The following is a 24,323-nucleotide window of genomic DNA, read 5'->3' as shown; positions in this document are numbered from 1 at the left end:
CAAATTAAGGGGGAAAAGCAAATGAAAAAATTTAAACTGTTACTGTTTTTGAGTATGATGTTTGCTTTAATTTTCAGCCTTGCCGCTTGCAACAGCTCTGAAAAAACCAATACGGGAGGATCGAATGGCGAAGCATCAGGGGAAGGTACTATTAATATCGGATATACAGGGCCGTTAAGCGGACCAGCAGCCTTTTATGGAGAGCGGACTTTAAACGGTGTACAAATGGCAGCTGAGGAAATTAACAATGCTGGCGGAGTCGAAGTAAATGGCAAGAAGTATAAATTCAATGTCGTCTCCCTTGATGACAAATATTTGCCAAATGAAGCAGGAGCGAATGCCAAGCGACTGATGCAGGAGAATAAGACACCGATTATTTTCACACCGCACAGCGGTGGGGTGGCAGCCATGCAGGTATTTAACCAGCAGGAAAAATTCATTATTGGCGCCTACACAAGTGAACCTAAGGTAACTGAAGGCGGCAATAAATTAACAGTGCGAATCCCTCCTCGTTATGATGGCTATCTTGAGCCGTTCACAAGTTATTCAATGGAGAAATTCGGCAAGAAAATCGCCTTCCTGCCGACTGCCTCTCAATATGGTAAAGACTGGGCAGAAAAGCTGCAGCCTCATTGGGAAAAAGCAGGCGGAGAAGTCGTGTATAACTCTTCTATTGACTTCGCCAAAGATACTGATTTCTTTACGATCATAACTAATGCCCTGAAAGAGAAGCCTGATGTATTGTTTATCGGCGGGCCGTCAGAGCCAACCGCAAAAGTTGCGAAACAAGCGAGAGAACTAGGCTTCAAAGGCGGATTCATTGTCATGGACCAGGCAAAGTTCGATGAAATGAAGAAGGTTACAGGCAGCTATGATGTCCTTAATGGAGCGATTGGTGTAATGCCGCTTGTTAATTCTGACAGTCCTGGCATCCCAGAATTCGTGAAGAATTATCAGGCAAAACATAAGGAAGATCCAGGTTCAGAAGCTGGCTTGAATTATATTGCAATGTATGTTTTCGCTGAAGCGATAAAAGCAGCAGGATCAGTAGACGATCCAGAAAAAATCATGGCGCATATGCAGGATGGTTTGGATAATCTTCCAGAAGATAAAAAAGTATATGTCATTCCAAAGATTGATCCTAATGGTGGGTTTGAAGCTGAGCTGATCGTCGCAGCGATCGAGGATGGGAAAGTAGTGCCAATCAAGGCTGATTAATAGGGCCATTGTGTAGTCAGTATAGATACCGGCCAACTGTCCCCATTGCTTTTTATAATAAAGCAGCTTGCTAAAGGAGAGGTACAAAACATACACAATGTGAAGGCGGCAGGGAAAATGACTGCCGCTTTTCTTTGCTTTCAAGTTTCACAGTGACTTACAATAGAAAAAAGGTTAACTTGGCAAATTTCCTATGAAAGGGGAGACCTCATGTATAATAGAATAGGCATTGACGCTGGAGGGTCATTAATTAAAATTGCTTATGAGGAAAATGGCAGTCTGCATTTTCGCAAACAACCGATAGGAGAAATGGCCGAATCATTAGGGTGGCTGAAACTATTTTCGGCTAACAAAAAGGTCTTCCTGACGGGCGGGAGAGCAGGAAAAATTAAAGCCGAATTCTTTCCGAATGCAGAGATAGTCGATGAATTTACTGCAGCCTGTGAAGGTGCGAATTACTTAATAATGAAGGAAGGATTGCCTAGTCGTGAAAAATCCTTGCTCGTTAATATTGGTACTGGCACTTCCTGGTTTAAAATTGAAGGCGAACAATATGACAGGGTTCTTGGCAGCGGCATTGGCGGCGGTACTTTTATGGGAATGGGGAAACTTCTGTCTGATCGGAGTGATTTTGCAAGTCTGGTAAGCTTGTCTGACTCAGGTGAAAAAGGAAACGTTGACCTTTTGGTGAAGGATATTTATCACCCCGAAGAACCACCGATCCATGGCGAGTTAACCGCAAGCAATTTCGCAAAGTCAGAAGCGGTTTCTTCAAGCTCTGAGGCTGACAAAATGGCTTCAATATTGAATATGATTGCAGAGACCATCACTCTTTTAACCGTACAAACTGCTGCTTTGCACGACACAAAGAAAGTGGTATTCATCGGTAGTACGCTGGCAGGCAATAAGCCCTTGCAAGAAAATCTTGATTACTATTGTAAAATGTCGGGGCTGGAACCAATCTTTCTTCAAAATGGCGAATTCAGCGGAGCAATCGGGGCAATATTCAAGTGATGCGTATAGGCCAAAATTAAAAGAGGAGAATCAATCGGATTCTCCTCTTTCTACCATGATCTACTTTATCTATCCTTTAAAAACATCAGAAACGATTTCAAATGATTTCAACCTAGCTTTATGGTCAAAAATCTGCGCGTTGACGATCATTTCGTCTGCCTGTGTTTCATCCAGGAATTGCTGCAGCTTTGTTTTGATGGTTTCAGGGCTGCCTACGATTGAAGACCCGATACGGCTGTCCAGCAGCATTTTTTCATAATCACTCAGCTGGTTTTCCAGATTATTTACAGGAGGCAGCAATGGACTTGGATTATTCCTGAACAAGTTAAGGAACTGCTGCTGCATCGATGTTGCCAGGAATTCTGCTTCTTCATCGGTTTCGGCAGCAATCACATTAACACCGACCATTGCGTATGGCGCTTGCAAAACTTCTGAAGGCTGGAAACTCCTTCGGTAAAGCTTGAGTGCACCTAAAGTATTTTCAGGTGAGAAGTGGCTGGCGAAAGAAAACGGCAACCCTAGTTGTCCTGCAAGCTGAGCACTATAGCCACTTGAGCCTAATAACCAGATGGGAATATTCAATCCTTCGCCGGGAATCGCCCTGACACTTCGATATTGAGAATCGAGCTCAGGATTAAAATATGCGCGAAGTTCATCCAATTGCTCAGGGAAATCCTGACCATCACTGCGGCGTTCGCGTCGTAACGCATAGGCCGTCACCTGGTCAGTTCCCGGAGCGCGACCAAGACCAAGATCAATTCGCCCTGGGAAGAGTGATTCAAGTGTACCGAATTGTTCAGCTATCACTAAAGGAGCATGGTTCGGCAGCATGATACCGCCTGAACCAACTCTAATAGAGGATGTACCGGCTGCAACATGGCCGATGACGACCGATGTAGCAGAACTTGCGATGCCAGGCATGTTATGATGTTCTGCTAACCAATAGCGGTTAAAGCCCCATTTTTCAGCATGCTGGGCAAGATCCAGTGTGTTTTTTAACGCATCTGCTGCTGTGCCGCCTTCAACAATCGGAGCCAAGTCGAGCACGGAATATTTTATATCGTTTAAACGTTTATTTTCGGTCATTTTTTCAACTTCCTTCATTGAATAATATTAACTGATAGGATTAGCATTTTTACTATTCCCAGCGGTTATACAATTCAATAGTAACAATTATCTTTCGGTAATCAAAATAAAATGATTTGAGCTAAATGGAATAAAGAAATTAAAGAAAGGAAATTTGGGGAGGGATGCGCGGAGCAAGGTTATCTTATCAAGGATAGGTATTCATATACCTCACGCAAATTCCGGTAACCCTGCTCACGGGCTTTTTTTATATAAAAAGTCCAAAGCTTCGCTGCCATTTTAGCATCTGCCAATGCATGATGCCTACCGTTTACTTCAATGCCGCACTCGAGGCAAACTTGTTCCAAAGGCAAGGAACTGACAACAGGCTGGAATAATCTTATTAAAAATAAAGTATCTATCACTCTGTGTTCGAAATTAAAACGTAAATGGCTGCTTGTAAATTTCTTCATAAAGGCTTGCTCATGTTTTGCATGGTGAGCAACAAGCACTGAGCTGCCAATAAAATTTAAAAATTCCATCAGCACTTCTGAAGTATGCGGGGCATCCATGAGCTCTTCCTCAGTAATAGAGGTCAGTCTAAGGACATCAATCGGCACTGGAAATTCAGGGTTGATTAATGAGTAAAAAACCTCATCATCTAGTATCCTGGAACCAATTACTTTGACAGCTCCTATTGAGATGATCCCATCGCCTTTTTCAGGATAAAAGCCTGTTGTCTCGAGGTCAAAAACGACGACTGGTAATTCTTCCAACGGACAGTCGAGGCTATTTCCTTCTTTCATTTCTTTTTGCAGCTGCCTTAAAAAAGACATCTGCTGCGGATTTGAGTTAGGGGGCATTCCTGCATAGATGTGCGAACCAAGCTTCCCGGTCATTTGCCGAAAGAACCGAACCATATCATTCATTCCCATAAAACTTACATCCTTTCAAGCATCTTTCGGACGTGTTCATAAAATTGTTCACCAACTTTAAGAATTTCCTTCAAAGATTTCTTTTCATCTTTCGTGAGCTTACTGGTATTTACGTAGTGGCCGGAGTCATAATCACTGTTGCTTCCATGTTTAAGGCGATAGTCAAGCAGTGCAGTGAAATTCTTGCTGTACAAAGATTTATCTTGAACAGGCATCAAGTCTATAGATACACGGCTGATACGAGAGAGTGTGGGAGTTTCTTTTATCCCTTCGTAAAATGATAACAGTCTTGCTGCATTCACGAAGGGAAGGAATGCAGTTTCCTTAAGATTAATAGATCCAGAATAAGCTCCATGAGTTTCTACAAGCAGCTGGCCAAGTACTCCGACCCCTTTTTTCATATACATTGTGTTATCAAGCATTCTTAACAGCAATTGCTCCCTTTTAACTTCATCAAATGCTTTTTCTTTCAATCTGCTTACCATGCCAGGTGTGCCGTAGATCGACCTGGCATCTGCGAATATGAGCAAATAGCGGATGGACTCCCATGTAGATTCACCCACCCAAAGTACCAGTTGAGTCTCCCAATCGTCCATTGATTTACACCACAATGGATTGCTGGCCATAACAGAACCCGAACATTTTTTATAGCCAGCATTTTCTAATCCTTCGGAAATCTCGACTCCTACCTTTAAAAAGTACTCCTGCGCTTCATCTGTGTTTAGTGTGAAAACCAATCCATGGTCCTGGTCACTCCAAATTGACTGCTCAATTCGACCAGCACTGCCCATGACGAAGAAGGAGAATGGGGAAGGGGGTGGCCCATATTCATTTGAGACTTTGCTTAATGCAGCAGTTAAGACTTGATCATAGACTAAATCATGAAAATGGTTTAATTGTTCATTGCTAAAAGAAGCGTCAGCCAGCATTTTGACTTTTATTCCATTTCTATTTGAATCGTCACTCACATTCATAAGTCGGACGGACTCCTTTCTCAATCATCAAAAGACGGCTGGCCCACAAAGGGGCCGCCGCTTTATTACCTCAAACATTAATTGACAGATGGTTGCTGTGAATTTAAAGGAACATTGCCTGTTGAGGGGATTTCGATTGATCCCTTTGCAACTGATTCTTTATTGACCAATTCAGGATACCCATAGCTTCCATGTTCACTAATATCCAGGCCGATGATTTCTTCCTCTTCTGTCACCCGCAAGCCCTTCATTGTTACCTTCATAATCGATAAGATGATATAAGATACGATGAAAGCGAAAGCGCCTGAGGCCACAACACCCAACGCCTGTACTCCCAGCTGTTCAAGGCCGCCGCCATAAAACAATCCAGGATTTCCGACTGTGGCTAACTCGGGGGTCGCAAAGAATCCTGTCGATAGAGTTCCCCAAACACCAGCTGTACCGTGTACTGATAGCGCAAAGATAGGATCATCTATCTTTCTGCTTTCAAAGAAGCGAATACTGTAGAAAACAAGGATGCCGGCAATCAATCCGATGACAACCGATGCCCAAGTATCAACAAATGCACAGGATGCCGTAATGGCAACCAGGCCTGCGAGCGCTCCGTTGAGCATCATTGGAACATCCGCTTTGCCTAAAACAATCCAGGAGATTAGCATGGCTGCAACAGTACCAGCAGCTGCCGCAAGATTCGTGTTTAGAGCAACAAACCCAAAGAATGCTCCATCGACAGAAACGGTGCTTCCTGCATTAAACCCGAACCAGCCAACCCATAATAACAATACGCTCAATGCTGTGAAAACTTGATTGTGACCTTCAATATTATTAGCTGAACCGTCTTTATTAAATTTGCCAATACGGGGCTTCAAGAGGATTGTCGCTGCCAGTGCCGCCATTGCTCCAGTCAGGTGGACTACAGTTGAACCGGCGAAATCCTGTTTTCCGTGTTCTGCAAGCCAGCCGCCGCCCCAAATCCAATGAGCAATGAACGGATAAACTAACACGGAGAATAGAAGCGCAAAGACAAGGTATACAGACAATTTTGCTCTCTCAGCAAATCCGCCAAAGGCAATCGTTAAGGATATCCCGGCAAAAGCCAACTGGAACAGAAAGAATACTGCACCTGAAAGTCCTAAGCCCTCTACATCATAGCCAGAATAGAAAAAGTCCGAAAAACCAACTATCGAGTTACCATCCCCAAAAATAAGTCCATAACCGACAGCCCAGAAAACGATTGATGAAATTCCAAATGTCAGTATCGTTTTACCGGCAATGTGGCCGGCGTTCTTCATTCTTGTTGATCCTGTTTCAAGCAGGATAAAACCTCCAATCATCAAAATAACCAAAACCGCGGAAATCATAACCCATAAGCTATTCATTAAAAACACCGTATCCATTTTTTCGTCCCCTTTCAAATTGTGAATGTAGTTTGTATTCTCGCATGTATTTTTCAATCAATCTACGTTTGTGTCAGAAAACCTCACATGTTTTTTAAACAAAAAGAAAAAACCTCCAAGATTGAAGGTTTTAAAGTTAGTATTTTCGAACGCCGAATTGAGCATTCAATTGTCCTTGTATCATTTTCTTATGTGCCTCGTCTTTATGTTTTTTATTTTCCTTTATCATCTCTTGCCGGATCTCATATGTCTGGACGCCATCTTCGATTTTGTTGGCTATCTCAACTAATTGTTCAACATCTAAGAATGAATATCTTCTGCTTCCACCAGGAGTTCGGTCCGGAAAGACTAATTTCCTTTCTTCATAATATCGTATTTGTCGTTCAGAAAGTCCGGTCAGCTCTCTGACAATGCCTATGGTTATGACTTTCTTTTCTTTAAAGGAAGATGGGTCTGCAGCCAATTGATACACCACGCTTTTAACAGTTTTAAATATTATATGTTATATTTCCTCACATGGCTATTGATTTGTATTTTAAAACCGTTAATACCTATTAATTAAATTTTTTAGTTCTGTTAATGTTAATTTCCTTAATTCTTCTTCGCTTTCATTTGTCATTTTCGATTTGATCAGATGCTGGATATAATGGTCCTTTAGTTTTTCTACGGCAGTACGCAAATGCAAGGACACAGAGAACCCCTCCTTAAAAAGTTTCATTTTGAGCAGCACGTAATATTTCTACAGCGTGCTTTCCATGTCTTTTCAAAAGCTCTTCATACAATTCATCCCGAAAAAGATCGAGCATGATAATCAATTGTGCCAAATCTAATGTATTCTGCCTTTCCACCTTCATCTCCTCATTTCCTGAAAGAGTTGTAAATTTTTCTTAAGCGTAAAGAATTCTTGATAAAAAGTCAGCAGGTTCGTCAGGATATCTGACAGGATTTTTTCAATGTGAAGTTATGATTAAAGTAAAATCCGGAAAACCTAAAGTGATTTGTATATAAGGAGGAATGAGGATGGAACAGAATATGCATCCCGAAAATAGAGGGTATGTCATAAATGAATATGACGTACTTAAGAAAGTCATTCTTTGCAGCCCACAGTATATGACAATACGTGATGTAATTAATGAAACTCAGAAACATTTCAAGGATGAGGGCATACATATAGAAGTTGCCTTGGAACAGCACAATAAATTCGTGAATACTTTGAAAAATTATGGGGTAGAAGTTATCCTTCTTCCATACCATAAGAAATACCCTGAGCAAGTTTTCACAAGGGATATAGGGTTTACACTCGGCCAAACAATTTTTGTTGCGGAAATGGCCAGCGAAGTACGTAAGGGAGAGGAGGATGTCCTGAAACAGTGGCTCGAGGATGAGGAAATCTCCTACTATAACTTGTTAGGTGACCAGATTGAGGGTGGAGATGTTGTCATCGACCAGGATACAGTGTACGTTGGATTAAGCAACCGTACCAACCAGCAAGCAGTTGATCATTTACAAGGATTACTTCCACAGTTTAAAGTTCGTGCCATTCCTTTTAAGGCAGAGTATCTTCACCTTGACTGCGTCTTCAATGTCGTTTCCCCGGAAGTCGCATTAATCTATCGACCAGCTTTGACAGAGGATGATATTAATCTGTTCAGTTCTAAATATGTTTTGATTGATGTGAGCGAGGAAGAACAATTCACACTCGGAACGAATGTGCTCTGTATCGGCAACAAAAGAATCCTCAGCTTGCCTGTGAATAAAGGAGTTAATGAACAACTAAGAAATAAGGGATTCGAAGTAATTGAAGTGGATATAACAGAAATAATAAAATCTGGAGGTTCATTCCGATGCTGCACACTTCCGATTTTACGAGAGAAAAGTGGACATTAAGAAAACAATGCGGGAGACAGTGGTCTCTCGCTTTTTTCGTTTATGGATAGCTTTTGATTGGTTTGGAGGAAACCAGCGAATAGCTGTCCTAACTTGGTGTAACTTTTGACAGCTTTAGAGGAAATCAGCGAAAACCTGTCCGAACATGGTGCTACTTCGGACAGCTTTAGAGGAAATCAGCTGAAACCTGTCCGAACACAGGGCTACTTCAGACAGCTTTAGAGGAGATCAGCTGAAACCTGTCCGAACCCGGTGATACTTCGGACAGCTTTGAAAGCAACCAGCAAAAACCTGTCCGAACATGGTGCAACTTCAGACAGCTTTGAATCAAATCAGCGAAAACCTGTCCGAACACGGGGCAACTTCAGACAGCTTTGAAGACAACCAGCGAAAACCTGTCCGAACCTGGGGCTACTTCGGACAGCTTTAGAGGAAATCAGCTGAAACCTGTCCGAACACAGGCTACTTCAGACAGCTTTAGAGGAGATCAACTGAAACCTGTCCGAACATGGGACTACTTCAGACAGCTTTGAATCAAATCAGCGAAAACCTGTCCGAACATGGAGCAACTTCGGACAGCTTTAGAGGAAATCAGCTGAATCCTGTCCGAACCTGGAGCGGCTTCTGACATGTTTAAATGAAAGCAAAGGGAATCGAAACAAACTCATATAAACCTCTCGTACGAAACCATCAAATTCTATAATCGAACCCCTGTTTATATACAGCTATATAAATTATTTGCTGTTAAATATCACTTTTTGATTGTCCTTTAAGTTAAATTATCTTATAATTCGAAATAGAAAGAAATCAAATCTGTAAAGGGGGATTCATTTGGAAGCTTTTGTTTCTTGGCTCAATGGGATTTTGTGGAGCAACCCGGTCATTTACATCATTCTGGGAATCGGCTTGCTTTTCTCAATCCTGACACGTTTTCTGCAAGTTAGACTCCTGAAGGACATGGTTAAACTTATGTTCACAGGAAGAAGTTCCGATGCTGGTGTATCATCTTTTCAGGCCTTATCTATCGCTTTATCCGGCCGGGTCGGAACAGGTAATATCGCAGGTACTGCCACGGCTATCGCCATGGGTGGTCCTGGTGCGGTTTTCTGGATGTGGACAATTGCGTTTATCGGGGCAGGAAGCGCGTTCGTAGAATCAACACTTGCTCAGATTTACAAAGTAAAGCAAGATGGTCTCTACCGAGGGGGTCCTGCTTACTACATCGAAAAAGGTCTTGGAATCAAATGGTTCGCGATTGTGTTTGCCATAGCTGCATTGCTGGCAATGTCTCTGTTAATGCCAGGAATTCAGTCCAATTCGATTGCGCTTGGTCTTGAGAATGCTTTTGGCGTTAGCAAGTCAGTGACAGGTTTTGTCGTAATCGCACTTTTGGCCTTAATCATTTTTGGAGGCGTAAAAAGGATCGCGACCGTCGCGCAATACACAGTTCCATTTATGGCTGTCGGATACATCCTTGTAGCCCTAGTCATTATCGGAATGAATATTTCAGAAGTTCCTGCCGTTTTCGCCTTGATTTTCAAAAGCGCTTTCGGTGCTGATTCAATGTTCGGCGGTATTCTTGGCAGCGCGATTGCATGGGGTGTAAAACGAGGTATCTACTCTAATGAAGCAGGACAGGGTACTGGCCCACACGCAGCTGCTGCTGCAGAGGTTTCACACCCGGCAAAACAAGGTTTGGTCCAGGCATTCTCTGTATACATTGACACACTATTTGTTTGTTCCGCAACAGCATTCATGATCCTGTTCACAGGAATGTTCAATACGGTTGGTGCTGACGGGGCATTCATTGTTGAAAACCTTAAGGGAGTGGAAGCAGGTCCAGGATATACACAGGCTGCAGTAGATGCGGTTCTTCCTGGGTTCGGCGCAGAATTCGTTGCTGTAGCACTATTCTTCTTCGCTTTCACAACAATCATGGCATACTATTATATGGCTGAAACGAATATCGCTTATCTTCTCAGAGGGAGAAATGGTAAGGTTCCGATGTTTGTCCTGAAAGTCGTCATCCTTGGAGCAACTTTCTACGGTGCTGTGAAAGAAGCGTCACTCGCATGGGCGCTTGGAGATGCTGGTCTGGGATTGATGGTATGGCTCAACCTGATCGCCATTGTCCTGCTCGCGAAACCAGCATTAATTGCTTTAAAAGATTATGAGGAACAGAAAAAGCAAGGACTTGATCCAGTCTTCAACTCAAAAAAACTTGGCATCAAAAATGCTGAGTATTGGGAAGAAGAATACTCCTTCAACCATGAGAAGGATAAAGTATCATAAGTTGTTTTTTCTGGAGAGCTGCCTTCTCAATGGGCAGCTCTTCTTTTTTTGCTTATTCAGTTTGATTATATTGTCCCGATGGAATGGGAAGAATGAGAGCATTAAGGACGAATCGGGGGAATTTCATGAAAATGTTATGCATCGATGGTGGCGGTATAAGAGGCATTTTCCCGATTGCAATCCTGCAAGCGATAGAGGAAGAGTTTGGAAAGCCTGTGGGTGAACGCTTTGATGTCATCTCAGGTACAAGTACAGGATCAATCATTGCTGCTTCAGCTGCTTTGAACACATCGATGGAAGAAGTGATGAGCAGGTACGAAACTTATGGCGAAAAGATTTTTGTGAGAAAATCCAAGATTGGTCTTTTCAAAAGTGTTTATAGTGACAGGTATTTACGTCGGCTGTTAAAACAAGCCTTTAAGGAAATTACGCTTGGCGATATCGCAAAGCCTTTGTTGATACCGGCTGTTGATATAACCCACGGAAAACCGTATGTCCATCGAACAGACTTTGGTTACTCGTCCGAAAATGAATTATCGATAAAGTTGTGGGATGCTGTTTTATCGTCTTGTTCAGCGCCAATCTACTTTCCGCCAAACAATGTAAACAATCAATATTTATCGATCGATGGGGGACTATGGGCTAATAATCCTTCGTTAGTTTGTGTGACGGAAGCCCTGCACCACTTTAAAACCGACTTAGCTGACATCCATATACTATCGATTGGAACTGGCCAACAGAATATCGATTTTTCCATAGGAGAGGAAAAGTATTGGGGCATCCGGCAATGGCTGCCTTTCCATTTTCCGACTTTAAAGGTTACGCCAAAATTATTGGATCTGGCGATGGATTTATCCTCTGAATCAGTTTCATATCACTGTCGGCTTTTGCTAGGCGATCATTACCTCAGACTGAATACAGAGCTATCAGAAGAAGTCCCTTTTGATGATTTTACTAATATGGCAGAACTAAAGTTTCTGGGACGGCAGGTTTTTCAAGATAACAAAGACAAAATAGCATCTTTTTTATCAGGTAATTAGGCTTTATGCTGGCTAAAAACTTATTTTTAACTTAGTCTTAAACAGAATGTGGATTACATAGTTTTGAGATACTATGCTGTGTATAAAAAAAGACAGGAGGTACTATCGATGGATAAACTAGAAGTTGGCGAGGTATTCACAATTAGTGATGAGAATGATGTGGAGCAAGAGGTCGAGGTGATTGGCACTTTGACAATTGAAGGGTCTGACTATGCAGCTGTCAGTTTTGTCGAAGATCTTAAGGCCGAAACGGACGAAGATATTGATATCTTTTTCTTGAAAGTGGACGAAGATGGAGATTTTGCAGCAATTGAATCTGATGACGAATTTGAAAAGGTGTCTTCAGCGTTTGATGAAATGATGAATGAAGAAGAATAATGAGGAGGAGGGAGGCTAAGCCTCGCTCCTTTTTTGGTATTATATTGTAAAGGCATTATCGTAAAAAAACTTGTAAATAGAAGGAAATTAAACGAGTTTGTCGAATTGTTTTTGAAAGGAGTTGATTCAATTGGAAAGCGTCGTCCTTGTAACCTTTAAAATAAAAGGGATTCCGATACCTATTAAAATAGCATCTACTAACGAACCAAGCAGGGAGCAAATACTCAAGAAAATTTCGGATTTAGCAAACGGATATGACTTATCAGGCGAAATCCAATTCAAGAAGCTCCTGAAGGAAAACGGCCATAAAATGTATATCTATGAAATTGGCGACAGAAAGTGCATGGTGCTCGTAGAAAGGCTCGAGAAAATTAAAGAATTCGAAGAGATCAGCTCATAACAATGAAGTTAAGATATTTCTTGTTCCTACTTTTTTCATGTAAGAGAAGCGAAGTATTAAGAAAAATCATAAATAATAGAAACCCAGAGGCATGATCCCCCTGGGTTATTTCGCGTCAAAATAGGATTTAGATGCTTCTGAGTTTTTGATGAGGATCACATATTGAAAATAATTCAAAGTACCATTGACAGTTGGATTTGGTATAAAAATATTCGGTGCATCAAAAGGTGATTGCTCTCCATTCAACTTAAATAAGGTAACTCCGTCTTTGCCGTATTCCGTCAATAAATTCAAATGATTATATTCCTCTGTAAAACCAACGGAATCTTCTTCTGACTCCCTGAAAGGATTCAAAAAAGACTGATCATACATATATGGAATCGATAGAACTCTGCCTTTTGTCTGAGGAACTTCTTCATTAATATATTGGGCAATCGTAGGGACAAGGGTTGTATAAGTGCCGTTCAAAAGCATCGATTCTTCCATTGATAAAAGTATATGGGCACGGCCCCATTCACCAAAAAATTTCGCCTCACTTGGTAATTTTCCAATCCAGTAGCTGAAGGCTTCTTTAAGAACACCTTCACGGAAGACGTTAAAATCACCATAGTTTTTTTTGTTGGCATCAATCTCTTTTAATCCGTTCTCAATACTAATTAAAGTAAACAAAAATTTATCAAAATCCTTACCAAAGGCTTTTTTATACAATTCTTCATTTGTATTCACTTCTAGTTTCCAAGACTTGATGAATGCCTTTAACTCAGGGGTAGATTGATCATTCCTTGGTAAATCGGGGTGAATATTATCTTTTAGTGAACTGAAATGACTGGATATTTCTGTTGGTATGACTTTCATGCTTGCAAGATGTCCCAAATAATTTAACGCCAGATTAGGTAAAGTGTCTCCGTCAATACCCAAATATTGAATGCGTCGACCCTCTGGCTGTTCCTGATTATATTTGTAAATGTCTCTGTACATCTGATAATGTCCAGCAGCTTCAGAATGGGTGTTTTTAGATTCCGCAGCCAGATATTCAAGTATCTTTTCATCACCGAACTGAAGGTACAGGTTGATATATTCAGCAAATGCAAATGGCAATTCGGCGAGATAATAATTTACCCCTGCATTTTGGTTCAAGTAGAACAATAATTTCGTTTGAGTAGGAAAATTATCTGCGACGGAATGGAACTCGCCTGTAAAGAAGACTTTATGAGTTTGGAGATCTTCTTCAAGCAGCGCCAAATCTGAGAAGTCGTTCAAATTAGTTGTATTTATGCTTTGATGATAGCCTTCCAGATATTCTATAGGAGTCATTTTCTCTGAGGGGTTGCTTGCGGGAACGATTTTTTCACCGCTTTCTTTTTCTTGATTAGTGCACCCTGTCAGGGTTAAAGAAAATACTATTAAAAGTGCTGTAATAACTCTCACAACAACTCCTCCAATTTGACATATAGTACTTTCATCATATCACTTTTCTGAGGATGTATAACCAATTTTTCATATTTATTCCAGACTTTCACCGTAATCCACTGTCATAAGCAAAGTATTCTCCAATCTGCCTTTTTCGACCTCCAGATAACCAATTGAGTTTTTCGTTTCGGCCACGCTGCCATCTTCAAAAGTATGATAGTTTATTTTTTCTTCCCACAAAAGTCTTTCATCTGGATTCACATCACTCTTTCCAAGGGTGAGAGTGTAAGAAGCCCCACAGCTGCGGTGAATATTCTGTTCTCGTCTCTTGCGGGAGTTAAGCAAAAGCACTGACTTCATTAAGACTCCCCACAACCCTGTAAAGCTTTCATTATGAATGGGACTGCTTGTAAATTGATAGAATGAATGTTTTTTACCGGATTGAAACTGAACCTCTGATTTCACGGATGAAGAGAAGTGCACATCGCCGGAAAGTAATATACAGTACGCAGGATCCCATGAGGCAATTTGGTTTATAAACATATGAAAGCCTTTGCCATTATATTTCCACCCATCAAAATCGAATGAAGTCTGGACAGGGAAGCCTAATACTTTGAAAGGATATACATACTTATGGAGAAAGGATTCGATCAGTCCCATTCCATAAATAGGAGTTGGTGAAACGATATTCAGGGGAGTCTTGCTTTTCCAGCCACTTTGAATCAATTTTTGAGAAATAGCCTCCCAGCCTCCTCCGCTGATCAACAGGGGCGTGCGCGTCGTTTCTTCTATCACTCTGCCCAGCTTAATTGCCTGGGGTCTAGGATCGAACTCTCGCTGGGTCCTTGTATCAAGGAAGACTGTCTTCGGAACTGTAGGAGCGATGAAATGCCATGAATGATAATCCCAAAGATAATTCAAACCATCATTATAACCGACTGATTCAATGCTGGTTGAGGCAATATAGCTATTTACTTTCTGAAAAAATGTCTCATCAAATCCTTCCGGTTCATTGCCCCACCCCTGGAACAGCCAGTAAGCTGTAAGACCGTTGCCTATGATATGCTTTCCCAAAGAGGATTCTCTGACAGATGAAGTCCACTTTTCGGATATATTCCAATCATCTGTCATGTCATGATCATCAAAGATCATATAGGTAGGCGTGTTAGCCATCAAACGCCTTGCTGCAGACAGTGAGACAACGAATTCCCTTATATTCTCGATTTGCTCATTATACCTTGCTTCCAAGATTGACAGTTCCTTCGTTCTCTTCTTTTCATCTTTATCCAATTTAAGATAAAGTTTATTCCTCTCCAGTAACTCTTGAAAGGTAGGGAGCAAATCATTCTCATGAATGTAATCCCAGATCTCCGGACCCCAGCTGAATAAATACATGGCTGTATATTCACCCAAAGTGATCAGATGATTATCGCCCTTCCTGGTAGAAAAGTTGGCGAGATGCTCGATCAGGAATTGCCGTCCATTGACCTGGTCTAGCCGGGAAATTAAGTTCTCTGGCAGGAGCTCATGTAATTTGTCGCTTTCGCTATCACCAATCAATTCCTTGCCAAGTTCAGTCAGAATGGGAAAAAGCGGGTCTGCAACATCATCAGCATATATCTGGTCTCCCATTAAAAATAAGGCATTAGGTCTCGCTGAAAGATCAAGATGTTTATTTTCTACGAGCACGTCTGCTACAAACAGGGCATCATCCCCCTGTCCATGCGGTTTTCGGCAAGAGCCATATAGCAAGTTTGTCGGCTCGCTTTCATGGTTTATATAAAACGCAGGGTATTTAAGGTCTCCATATACGATTGAACGAGGACTATCAGGATTGAGCAGGTTATAACTGCCTAGATTTTTGACAGATCGACCTCTTTTAAAAAGCAAATCATAACCAAGGAGAGTGCAGGGTGGGAAATGGTAATCGGCGGGAGAGATTCTGACCAAATATATAAATAACTGCTCTCCAGCTTTAAACACTTTGGTTTCAGTATGGATTTCTAAAGGAATATACCTGTTCTCTTCGTCTGAACCAGTAATATCGATCTGGAATAATTGAGCATCGATCTCAACATCACGGCTTAAAGCAATCCAAATATATACCGACGAAGGGTCGACCCTTCTAATGACCGGTCCGGACAATATAGTTGGTAATCTCATTCGTTAGTTCACCACCGTATAGTTCTTTACTGCTAACTTATTCATGCAGTAACAAAACGGTGTCCAATAGGCGCATAAAGAAAAGGAAGCCAATAGCAGCTTCCTTGTTTATTTCCGGGTATAGTATCGAGGATCTTCCTGTTTTTTTAATTCTCCTGAGAGTAAAGCTGTGGCACTTTGATTCCCTTTAGCATCCAGACCTGCTTCCCATATCATCATGCCGCCCAACTGTTGTGAAAGTGAAAGAACGGTTTTCTTTTTCAATGTGGTGTGGCCATTATAATGGTATGTTGTCCCATTCATCCTGACCTGGTCCTTACCGATATTAGCAGGGTTGTGATTGATAAGAGCTTCGTATGAGACCTGTTTGATCGAAGGATCCTCAGGCTGTGCGTATAGCGGCACACCCAGGACAAGTTTCTCTCTTGAAAATCCATGTTTGTCAAAAAGTGCTGTCCAATAGGCTACTATATTAGCAGAATAAGAGTAAGGTGATAAATTTGCAGCGTTATATTCTCCATCCCATTGTCCATCGTAAGCCATCAAATTGACATGATCAAAGTACTTGAACATGGAGGGATCAAACACGACAGAGTGAATTTCAGTCCCTGTCACGCTGTGCACCTTGGCATTTACAGCGATGGACAGTTCCATACCGCTCGGTTTCAGCTTTTCACTTAATTCTTTTGCAAAAACAGCCAGATATTGAGCATCATCTGTTGAGCGCGGATGCTCAAAGTCGATATCTATGCCATCTAGCTTTTCTTTTTCTGCAAAACTAACAAGCTCTTGAACTAGCTTTTTTCTTGAAACAGGATTTGAGATGGCTGCCTTGAAATAGTCATAAGATTCCCCTCCATTGATATGGTACCAGCCGCCGATTGCCAGCATAACCTTCGTATCATGTTTTTGTGCATTAGTAACAATCGCCCTTAAATTTTTGACAGCATGATCTCCATTCATTAACAGGCTGCCATCCGAGTTTGGGTGCGCGAAGGAAAAAATCACATGAGTCAGGCTTTTGTAATCAATCTCGTCCGGTTTCCTGAAATCCTGGACATAGCCAATTAAAACCTTTGATTCTTGCTCTTTCAATTGTGGTTCTTTTTTCACTCCAGGTATTTTGGTGGAATGTGCTGCTTCATCACTGGTTGCAATCGTTTTAGTATCATCTGTATTTGAATATAATACTCCAGATATAAAACCGCCCATGAAGATGAGTAAAACAATCATCAGAGGCAGGAAAAGTTTTTTCATATGGATATCCTCCTGTGGTTTATCAACCTCAAAATTGTAACAGAGAATACACCATTTTAGCTGTGGAAATATCAGCCTATCGATTTCAGCAATAGATTAATAAACGAGAATCGGGGAATATAATAAATATACTTTATGATGGGAGCGGAAGGATATGGACTTAAAGTTAGTAAGAACTGGGAGCACGGAAATGAGTTTTTATGATGAAGGTAAAGGTGATCCAATCGTCCTCATACATGGATTTGCCGGCAGCAAGCACTATTGGGACAGAATCATTCCCGAATTGGCCATAGAATATAGAGTCGTCGCAGTCGACCTTCCGGGACACGGTGACTCAGGCATGGGGAAGGACAGCTATTCCATTGAGGACATGGCCAGTACAATTAAAGAATTATTGGATCAGCTAGGGTTGGATAAGGTAACAATGTTCGGTCATTCACTGGGCGGATATATCACCCTGGCATTTGCCGATTTGTATCCGCAGCATTTAAAAGCTTTCTCTTTGGTACACTCAACAGCAAATCCGGATTCAGAAGAAGCGAAGGAAGCCCGAGAAAACAATGCGAAGAAGATTCAGGAAGAGGGAGCTGGAGCATTTATCGAAGGACTTTCCAGGAAGCTCTTTTCTCCTGAAAATACAGAAGTGAATGCGAAGGAAATCGAAGAGACAGTCAAAATTGGCAGGATGACCAAGGTGGAAGGCCTTGTCAGCGCCTTGATGGCGATGAAGGATCGACCAGAACGGAGTAAAGTGTTAGAGGAAACGGACCTTCCTGTGCTCTTGATTGCTGGTGAACAGGATCAAATTATCCCTCCTGAAAAAACATTTACTGTATCGAGAGATAATATTGAGAAGAAAGTCATTCAAAATGCCGGCCATATGAGCATGTATGAACAGCCTGAAGAGCTTGTTAAGGTGATGAAAGATTATCTTGCAAAAATATAACGAGTCGGTACAGCCTGTCCACTTAGGGCAGGCATTTTTTATTTAAAGTTCATGAGTGATAAAATGTAATTCAGCAAGTGTATAGGAGTGGATATTTTGGTTGACAGAATTATTTTAGATGGAGAAACAATTTTAATCAGTCATTTTGAAATGGACAATACTGGCGGACAAAGGCGAATTGCAGCGCATTTTCCTGTTACAAGCGAAGACTATCATAATGTCACCACATTATTATATAAAGGCGAATTTGATGTACACGTTCCTGCTAAAGAAATAACCTTTAGAGGAAAAATTGTCGAGTACTCGACCTCTGTTACGAATTTATATGAAAGCGGCCAGGTCGGTACCTTTCAATTAACCTTACTGGAAGTAAAGGAGTAAGCTATGAAATTAAGCATACTTGATCAGGCTCCAATTTCAGCGAACCAGACAGCCAAAGATGCGCTGGAGGAATCTGTTTTGCTTGCACAGACTGCCGAAAAATTGGGATATACGCGGTTCTGGATTGCTGAGCACCACAATATCCCGGGGCTAGCCTGTCCGGCACCTGAAGTGATGCTTCCGTATATTGGCGCAAGGACCAGAAAAATCCGTATTGGTTCAGGCGCTGTCCTGCTTCCACATTACAAGCCGTACAAAGTGGCGGAGCTTTATAATTTGCTTGCAACAATGTTCCCAAGCCGGATTGATGTTGGAATCGGCCGGGCTCCAGGCGGCTCTGCGGAAGTCACCAATGCCTTGTCAGACAACTTCCTGCAAAACGTTTGGAAACTTCCAGAATCATTGAAAGAATTGCTTCATTTTGTTAATAATGACCACCCAGAAGGAAGCGAATCAGCAAGAATAAAGGCAGCTCCCTTACCAGAAGTCCGTCCAGAACCCTGGCTACTTGGAACAAGCAAAAAAAGTGCAATGCTCGCAGCTGAGTACGGAATGGCTTATGCGTTCGGTTTATTTATGAGTGACAAGGAACCTCAAGACATTTTGCAAGTCTACTATGACTCTTTCAAGCCAGGAAGCATTGAATCTCCGCAATCCATTTTAACGATTTCGGCCATTTGTGCTGAAACCACTGAACAGGCTGAGAAAATCGCACTAAGCTCACTTATATGGAGAATCCAGCAGGGAAAAGGAGAAGGTTCATCCGGTGTACCTACTATTGAAGACGCAAAGGATTACAAGCTCTCTCCCGAAGATTACGAAACTGTTGAAAACATGAAGCGAAAAATGATCATAGGGAATCCAAAGCAAGTGAAAGATCGATTGCTTCAATTGCATCAGAAATATAAGCCTGATGAAATCATGATTCTGACTATCACATATTCACCAGAGGACCGAATCAAATCCTATGAATTGTTAGCGGAAGAATTACTATAGATGCGGGGACGTTCCATTTAATTCCCCGATGTATACTAACCTCTTAACAAATCTTCCATTTAAGGTATAATATTATCTGTGAGCTGCTGCAACATGTATATAGACAATGCAGCTATCTGATCTAAGTTGAAAGAGAGTGGAATATATGGGTCGTAAATGGAACAACATTAAAGAGAAGAAGGCGTCCAAGGATGCAAATACAAGCAGAGTTTATTCAAAATTCGCGCTTGAGATTTATGTTGCAGCCAGACAAGGGGAACCAAATCCAGAATCCAACCAGGCGCTGAAATTCGTCTTGGAAAGAGCAAAGACATATAATGTGCCAAGAGTAATCATTGACCGCGCGATCGAAAAAGCCAAGGGCGGAGCTGAAGAAAATTATCAAGAGCTTCGTTACGAAGGCTTTGGCCCTAATGGCTCCATGGTGATCGTTGATGCACTTACGAACAATGTAAACCGTACTGCATCCAATGTACGAGCTGCTTTCGGAAAGAATGGCGGCAACATGGGAGTAGCTGGATCTGTCTCTTATATGTTCGATAAGACTGCTGTTATCGGTTTTGAAGGGAAATCGGCAGATGAGGCACTTGAAATTTTGATGGAAGCGGATATTGATGCGCGAGATATCCTTGAAGAAGACGACTCCATCATTATTTATGGTGAGCCTGATCAATTTCACGCTATTCAGGAAGCATTCAGGAATGGCGGTATCACTGACTTTACTGTTGCTGAACTGACAATGCTGCCTCAGAACGAGGTTACTCTTGACGAAGAAACACAGGAACAATTCGAGAAGCTTATTGATGCCCTGGAAGATTTAGAGGATGTCCAGCAGGTATATCATAATGTAGATTTAGTTTAATTTCATACTTTATACAAGAACAAACCCATTCTAGAAAAGAATGGGTTTGTTTTTTAGTTTCAGCTTTTTCTGAAGAGCCCTTATCCTGCCAATTTAAATTTGTCTAGTTCTTTGTTCAATTTCCCCAAAAGAATTAACCGGTACATACGAAAATCTGCACGGAGGGACCAGACGGGGTGGCCAAAAGTAGCTGGCTTGTTGCCTTCGATAAAGAAATGGCTAAACCATGCGAACGCGTAAGCAGTTATAGGCGCAAGCAATATCAACCAAAAGTTCAGAGTAATAATCGCTGCAATAATAAATACGAAAACAAAACTCGTTCCTACAAAATGCCAACCTCTTGTTGAACGTTTACTATGCTGTGATAAATAGAAAGGCCAGAACTCTTCATAATCTTTAAACTCCATTGTCAACCTCCTAATATTATTTACTAAGTATAGTTCTATGCGAAGCTGAAAACCCCTCTAATTCTCCATAATATAGATTCTTTAATATAAATAAGGGTAAATTAATAAAGGCTTTATCGTAAAGTTGCTTTCTCACCCAAATGCTTTAACGGTTACTGGTGGATTTTAGGCCAGGAGGAAAACAGTCCAGAGACCAACAATAATGCAGGCTATTAAGATTGGAGGTACAGCATGGCTTCGAATACCGATTTGGTCCAATCTATTAAAAATCATGCAGTAAAATTTGATACATATGACGACTTGGACGCGATTGTAGAAGCGGCAGCAAATAAACAGTATGTGATGCTGGGAGAAGCTTCTCATGGAACTTCGGAATTCTATACAATCAGGGCAGAAATCAGTAAAAGATTAATTGCAGAGCATGGGTTTTCATTTATTGCTGTAGAAGGTGACTGGCCTTCGTGTTTCACAGTGAATCAATATATTAAAGGGTTTAGAGACAGAGATGCTCAGACAGCCTTAAAGGATTTCGACCGCTGGCCCTCCTGGATGTGGGCAAATGAAGAAATTCTGGATCTTGTAGAGTGGATGAAGAAACACAATGAATCGGCGGATAAACATGTTGGTTTCTACGGTCTTGATGTATATAGTTTGTGGGAGTCGATGGAAGAAATCATCAAGCAGCTTGAAAGAATATCTCCAGGAGACGTAGAATCAGCAAAGCAGGCTTTTTCCTGCTTCGAACCATTCGAGCGCCGAGGTGAGAATTATGCGATTTCTTCGGCGTATTATGGAGAAGACTGTACGGAAGAAGTAATTAAAGTCCTGATTGACCTTCAGAAAAAACGAAAAAATTACCCGAAAGAACAAGAGGGTGACTTGAATTTGAAGGTTAACAGCCTGGTCATGCTTGATGCTGAACGTTATTACCGGGCTATGGCAAAAGGCGGTGCAGAGGACTGGAACATCCGTGATACTCACATGGTAAGCGCTTTGGAAAAAGTAGTGCATGCCCATGGTGAAGGTGCAAAAGCCATCATCTGGGAGCATAATACCCATATTGGGGATGCAAGGGCAACAGATATGGCAGAGGAAGGCATGATAAATGTTGGACAAATTCTAAGAGAAAAATATGGACAGCAGGTTTATGCAGTTGGTTTCGGAACGCACCATGGTACTGTGATCGCGTCTGATCAATGGGGCGGCGCTGTTGAAGTGAAGGAGGTACCGGATGCCCAGGCTGGCAGCTGGGAGGAGGCTTTGCATCAGGCAGGAGCTTTCGATAAATATATTTTATTTCATAAGGAAAACGAAAGAGAGTTTGAATGTGTTCTGGGGCATCGCGCCATAGGAGTTGTTTATGATCCTGAACTAGAACATTTAGGCAACTATGTACCTTCCTTTGTTGCCAGAAGGTATGATAGCTTCATTTTTATCAATGAAACAACAGCCTTGTCACCAATATTCAAATGAATCGAAAAACGTCCCTGACATGGGACGTTTTTTTATGGGAGATTTATGGCTTAAGAACTACCTTGATGCAGCCGTCAGTCCTGGTATCGAAAATCTGATAACCGTGTTTCGCCTGATCGAGCGGTAACACATGAGTGATGACATCACTCAGATCCATTTTGCCAGTGGAAATAATATCATAAAGATAGGACATATAAGGGATTACCGGGGCCTGTCCCATTTTAAGGTCCACGTTTCTCTGGAAGATGTCTCCCAATGGAAAAGCGTTATACCTTCCTCCATAGACCCCGGTGATTTGAATAGTCCCTGCCTTTCGAACAGCTTGAGTAGCTATGACAAGACCGCCCATGGCACCTCCATGCAGCTTCAAGCCAGTAGCCAGGTATTCAAGCGGAGACATTTTCCCGCTCATGCCCGTGCAATCAATGACAATATCCGCGCCGCCCTTAGTAATTTCTTTAAGGTATTCGCCTGTATTCTGGTGTTCCTCAATGTTAACTGTTTCAACTTTATTTGTCTTTTTCGCATGCTCTAAACGGTAATTCAAATGATCAACAGCTATGACCCTCTTTGCTCCTTTTAACCAGGCGAACTTTTGCGCGAGCAGACCAACCGGACCGCAGCCTAAAACCACTACTGTGTCGCCCGATTTCACCCCGGCATGGTCGACACTCCACAATGCCGTGGCGGCAGCATCAGCCAGCAGGACGAGCTTCTCATCCTCTACTTCACAATCCTCAGGTATTTTAAAAGGAGTGAAGTTACCGTAAGGCACCCGCATATATTCTGCCTGCCCGCCAGCGTAACCGCCCGTTGTTTCTGAGTAGCCAAAGAAACCTCCCATTTCTCCATGGGGATTAGAATTATCGCATTGCGAAGTAATGTCATTTTTACAGTACCAGCATTCTCCGCAGCTGACATTGAAAGGGATGATTACTCTATCGCCTTTCTTTAGTTTATTCACACCCGGTCCAACTTCTTCGACTACACCCATTGGTTCATGCCCAATTACATAGTCAGTAGGCAAGTTCGGGATCATTTGATGCAAAAGGTGCAAATCAGAACCGCAAATAGCTGAAGCAGTTACTTTTATGATAATGTCATCTGAATTCTTTATTTCGGGATCTTTTACATTCTTGACCTGTATATTTTTGCTCCCTTGATACGTAACGGCTTTCATAACAGACATTCCTCCTTTATTTATCCGGTGTAGCGAACATTCCAAGCCGATCCGTGTCAATCGGGAAGAGGTTCATCTTCCCGATGCTGACTGCCATGTCTGCCGATTTTAAATCCAGTTCCACTTGTTTGCCCACGTCATGAGGATAAAGCCAGCCCTTTTCCATCATCAAATCAGAAACTTCAGCGTGAAGATCAATCGCTTGTTCCATTTGTTTGTATAAAGTTTTTCGAAGCTCTCCATTGGCTGTTTCAGTCAGGGCGATACCGTAAGTGTGTATACCAGTTTTAATCCAGAGCAAAAAATCCAGCGCAAAAGATGCATCGGCCATCTCTGGCATGTGTTCTGCGCCCTGGGGATCTAGATAATCCATTTCCATCAGATTTCACCCTCCTGCATGGGTTTTGTCCTGGCACCTTGATAAAATACTTTCAATTCTTCAATTGCCGCAATCGACTGTTGGACATCTTTTTCCATCAATGCTTTCAGGTCGTTATCAAAACAGAGACCCTGCATTAATTTTGATTTAAGGACACTAATCGTTTTAAGGTTCAATATTTCATGAGCTTCCATCGTTTCATGGAAGGCAAGTGTTTCTTTTTCCATAAAATCACCTCCAATAAGAACATCGTATTGTCAAAACTTTTA

26 protein-coding genes are annotated in these 24,323 nt (G+C 41.8%); 13 read left to right on the top strand and 13 right to left on the bottom strand.

Features of this window, described 5'->3' with window-relative positions; genetic code table 11:
* The first annotated feature begins 21 nt into the window (after positions 1–21).
* Both J7E32_RS02935 and coaW read left to right on the top strand, forming a co-directional pair.
* On the top strand, positions 22–1,218 hold the full coding sequence (locus J7E32_RS02935) for an ABC transporter substrate-binding protein (RefSeq protein WP_214903322.1): 1,197 nt from the start codon (positions 22–24) through the stop codon (positions 1,216–1,218).
* Between the two features lie 210 nt (positions 1,219–1,428).
* Complete coding sequence (gene coaW, locus J7E32_RS02930) at positions 1,429–2,232, top strand: type II pantothenate kinase (protein WP_214903319.1); 804 nt, start codon at positions 1,429–1,431, stop codon at positions 2,230–2,232.
* A 69-nt stretch (positions 2,233–2,301) separates the two neighbouring features.
* Here the strand turns inward: coaW and J7E32_RS02925 are convergent, their stop codons facing one another.
* The 6 genes from J7E32_RS02925 to fbpA form a co-directional block, all read right to left on the bottom strand.
* Positions 2,302–3,318 (bottom strand): LLM class flavin-dependent oxidoreductase, encoded by a 1,017-nt coding sequence (locus J7E32_RS02925; RefSeq protein WP_214903316.1) that lies wholly within the window; start codon positions 3,316–3,318, stop codon positions 2,302–2,304.
* Between the two features lie 179 nt (positions 3,319–3,497).
* Positions 3,498–4,232 (bottom strand): exonuclease domain-containing protein, encoded by a 735-nt coding sequence (locus J7E32_RS02920; RefSeq protein WP_214903313.1) that lies wholly within the window; start codon positions 4,230–4,232, stop codon positions 3,498–3,500.
* Positions 4,233–4,237: 5 nt separating this feature from the next.
* Complete coding sequence (locus J7E32_RS02915; protein ID WP_286182627.1) at positions 4,238–5,206, bottom strand: DUF294 nucleotidyltransferase-like domain-containing protein; 969 nt, start codon at positions 5,204–5,206, stop codon at positions 4,238–4,240.
* Between the two features lie 77 nt (positions 5,207–5,283).
* The gene (locus J7E32_RS02910; protein WP_214903310.1) at positions 5,284–6,603 is read right to left on the bottom strand and encodes an ammonium transporter; all 1,320 of its coding nucleotides are present in this window, start codon (positions 6,601–6,603) and stop codon (positions 5,284–5,286) included.
* Positions 6,604–6,739: 136 nt separating this feature from the next.
* Positions 6,740–7,066: a MerR family transcriptional regulator gene (locus tag J7E32_RS02905; RefSeq protein ID WP_214903773.1), complete on the bottom strand. Its 327-nt coding sequence runs from the start codon at positions 7,064–7,066 to the stop codon at positions 6,740–6,742.
* A gap of 81 nt (positions 7,067–7,147) precedes the next feature.
* Complete coding sequence (gene fbpA / locus J7E32_RS02900; RefSeq protein ID WP_214903308.1) at positions 7,148–7,294, bottom strand: Fur-regulated basic protein FbpA; 147 nt, start codon at positions 7,292–7,294, stop codon at positions 7,148–7,150.
* A 329-nt stretch (positions 7,295–7,623) separates the two neighbouring features.
* Here fbpA and J7E32_RS02895 point away from each other — a divergent pair, with 329 nt between their 5' ends.
* The 6 genes from J7E32_RS02895 to J7E32_RS02875 all read left to right on the top strand — a co-directional run bounded on the left by J7E32_RS02895 (position 7,624) and on the right by J7E32_RS02875 (position 12,600).
* Entirely contained in the window at positions 7,624–8,490 is an 867-nt protein-coding gene (locus J7E32_RS02895; protein ID WP_286182626.1) for a dimethylarginine dimethylaminohydrolase family protein, read from the top strand.
* A gap of 301 nt (positions 8,491–8,791) precedes the next feature.
* Positions 8,792–8,920: a hypothetical protein gene (locus J7E32_RS22735; RefSeq protein ID WP_286182625.1), complete on the top strand. Its 129-nt coding sequence runs from the start codon at positions 8,792–8,794 to the stop codon at positions 8,918–8,920.
* 401 nt (positions 8,921–9,321) lie between these two features.
* The gene (locus J7E32_RS02890) at positions 9,322–10,782 is read left to right on the top strand and encodes an alanine/glycine:cation symporter family protein (protein WP_214903305.1); all 1,461 of its coding nucleotides are present in this window, start codon (positions 9,322–9,324) and stop codon (positions 10,780–10,782) included.
* 125 nt (positions 10,783–10,907) lie between these two features.
* The gene (locus J7E32_RS02885; protein ID WP_214903302.1) at positions 10,908–11,822 is read left to right on the top strand and encodes a CBASS cGAMP-activated phospholipase; all 915 of its coding nucleotides are present in this window, start codon (positions 10,908–10,910) and stop codon (positions 11,820–11,822) included.
* Between the two features lie 108 nt (positions 11,823–11,930).
* Positions 11,931–12,200, top strand: coding sequence for a DUF1292 domain-containing protein (locus tag J7E32_RS02880; protein WP_214903285.1), 270 nt, complete (start codon positions 11,931–11,933; stop codon positions 12,198–12,200).
* A gap of 130 nt (positions 12,201–12,330) precedes the next feature.
* A complete protein-coding gene (locus J7E32_RS02875; protein WP_041965221.1) occupies positions 12,331–12,600 on the top strand; it encodes a hypothetical protein in 270 nt (89 codons plus the stop codon).
* Positions 12,601–12,705: 105 nt separating this feature from the next.
* Here the strand turns inward: J7E32_RS02875 and J7E32_RS02870 are convergent, their stop codons facing one another.
* From J7E32_RS02870 to J7E32_RS02860, 3 genes are all read right to left on the bottom strand, one after another.
* A complete protein-coding gene (locus J7E32_RS02870) occupies positions 12,706–14,028 on the bottom strand; it encodes a hypothetical protein (RefSeq protein WP_214903282.1) in 1,323 nt (440 codons plus the stop codon).
* 75 nt (positions 14,029–14,103) lie between these two features.
* The gene (locus J7E32_RS02865; protein WP_214903279.1) at positions 14,104–16,173 is read right to left on the bottom strand and encodes a metallophosphoesterase family protein; all 2,070 of its coding nucleotides are present in this window, start codon (positions 16,171–16,173) and stop codon (positions 14,104–14,106) included.
* 108 nt (positions 16,174–16,281) lie between these two features.
* Positions 16,282–17,430, bottom strand: a complete 1,149-nt coding sequence (locus J7E32_RS02860) for a glycoside hydrolase family 18 protein (RefSeq protein ID WP_214903276.1) — start codon at positions 17,428–17,430, stop codon at positions 16,282–16,284.
* 154 nt (positions 17,431–17,584) lie between these two features.
* Here J7E32_RS02860 and J7E32_RS02855 point away from each other — a divergent pair, with 154 nt between their 5' ends.
* The 4 genes from J7E32_RS02855 (at position 17,585) to J7E32_RS02840 (ending at position 20,615) form a co-directional block, all read left to right on the top strand.
* Complete coding sequence (locus J7E32_RS02855; RefSeq protein WP_214903273.1) at positions 17,585–18,376, top strand: alpha/beta fold hydrolase; 792 nt, start codon at positions 17,585–17,587, stop codon at positions 18,374–18,376.
* A gap of 87 nt (positions 18,377–18,463) precedes the next feature.
* Positions 18,464–18,757, top strand: a complete 294-nt coding sequence (locus J7E32_RS02850) for a DUF3219 family protein (protein ID WP_353654009.1) — start codon at positions 18,464–18,466, stop codon at positions 18,755–18,757.
* A 3-nt stretch (positions 18,758–18,760) separates the two neighbouring features.
* Entirely contained in the window at positions 18,761–19,753 is a 993-nt protein-coding gene (locus J7E32_RS02845; RefSeq protein ID WP_214903267.1) for an LLM class flavin-dependent oxidoreductase, read from the top strand.
* Between the two features lie 145 nt (positions 19,754–19,898).
* On the top strand, positions 19,899–20,615 hold the full coding sequence (locus J7E32_RS02840) for a YebC/PmpR family DNA-binding transcriptional regulator (protein ID WP_214903264.1): 717 nt from the start codon (positions 19,899–19,901) through the stop codon (positions 20,613–20,615).
* Between the two features lie 80 nt (positions 20,616–20,695).
* Here J7E32_RS02840 and J7E32_RS02835 read toward each other — a convergent pair whose 3' ends face one another.
* The gene (locus tag J7E32_RS02835; protein ID WP_214903261.1) at positions 20,696–21,022 is read right to left on the bottom strand and encodes an Mpo1-like protein; all 327 of its coding nucleotides are present in this window, start codon (positions 21,020–21,022) and stop codon (positions 20,696–20,698) included.
* Positions 21,023–21,253: 231 nt separating this feature from the next.
* On the opposite strand from J7E32_RS02835, the gene J7E32_RS02830 reads away from it, so the two are divergent.
* Positions 21,254–22,495 (top strand): erythromycin esterase family protein, encoded by a 1,242-nt coding sequence (locus tag J7E32_RS02830; RefSeq protein WP_214903259.1) that lies wholly within the window; start codon positions 21,254–21,256, stop codon positions 22,493–22,495.
* 43 nt (positions 22,496–22,538) lie between these two features.
* Here the strand turns inward: J7E32_RS02830 and J7E32_RS02825 are convergent, their stop codons facing one another.
* Genes J7E32_RS02825 through J7E32_RS02815 form a run of 3 tightly spaced genes read right to left on the bottom strand, consistent with a single transcriptional unit; the run spans position 22,539 to position 24,281 of the window.
* A complete protein-coding gene (locus J7E32_RS02825) occupies positions 22,539–23,675 on the bottom strand; it encodes a zinc-dependent alcohol dehydrogenase (RefSeq protein ID WP_214903256.1) in 1,137 nt (378 codons plus the stop codon).
* 16 nt (positions 23,676–23,691) lie between these two features.
* Complete coding sequence (locus J7E32_RS02820) at positions 23,692–24,054, bottom strand: spore coat protein (RefSeq protein ID WP_214903252.1); 363 nt, start codon at positions 24,052–24,054, stop codon at positions 23,692–23,694.
* On the bottom strand, positions 24,054–24,281 hold the full coding sequence (locus tag J7E32_RS02815; RefSeq protein ID WP_214903249.1) for a spore coat protein: 228 nt from the start codon (positions 24,279–24,281) through the stop codon (positions 24,054–24,056). The genes J7E32_RS02820 and J7E32_RS02815 overlap by 1 nt, the downstream gene beginning before the upstream one ends.
* Positions 24,282–24,323 lie beyond the last annotated feature (42 nt).

The organism is Bacillus sp. ISL-55 (assembly GCF_018613155.1).
Classification (GTDB): Bacteria; Bacillota; Bacilli; order Bacillales; family Cytobacillaceae; genus Mesobacillus.
This window is presented reverse-complemented; position numbering and strand designations above follow the sequence as displayed.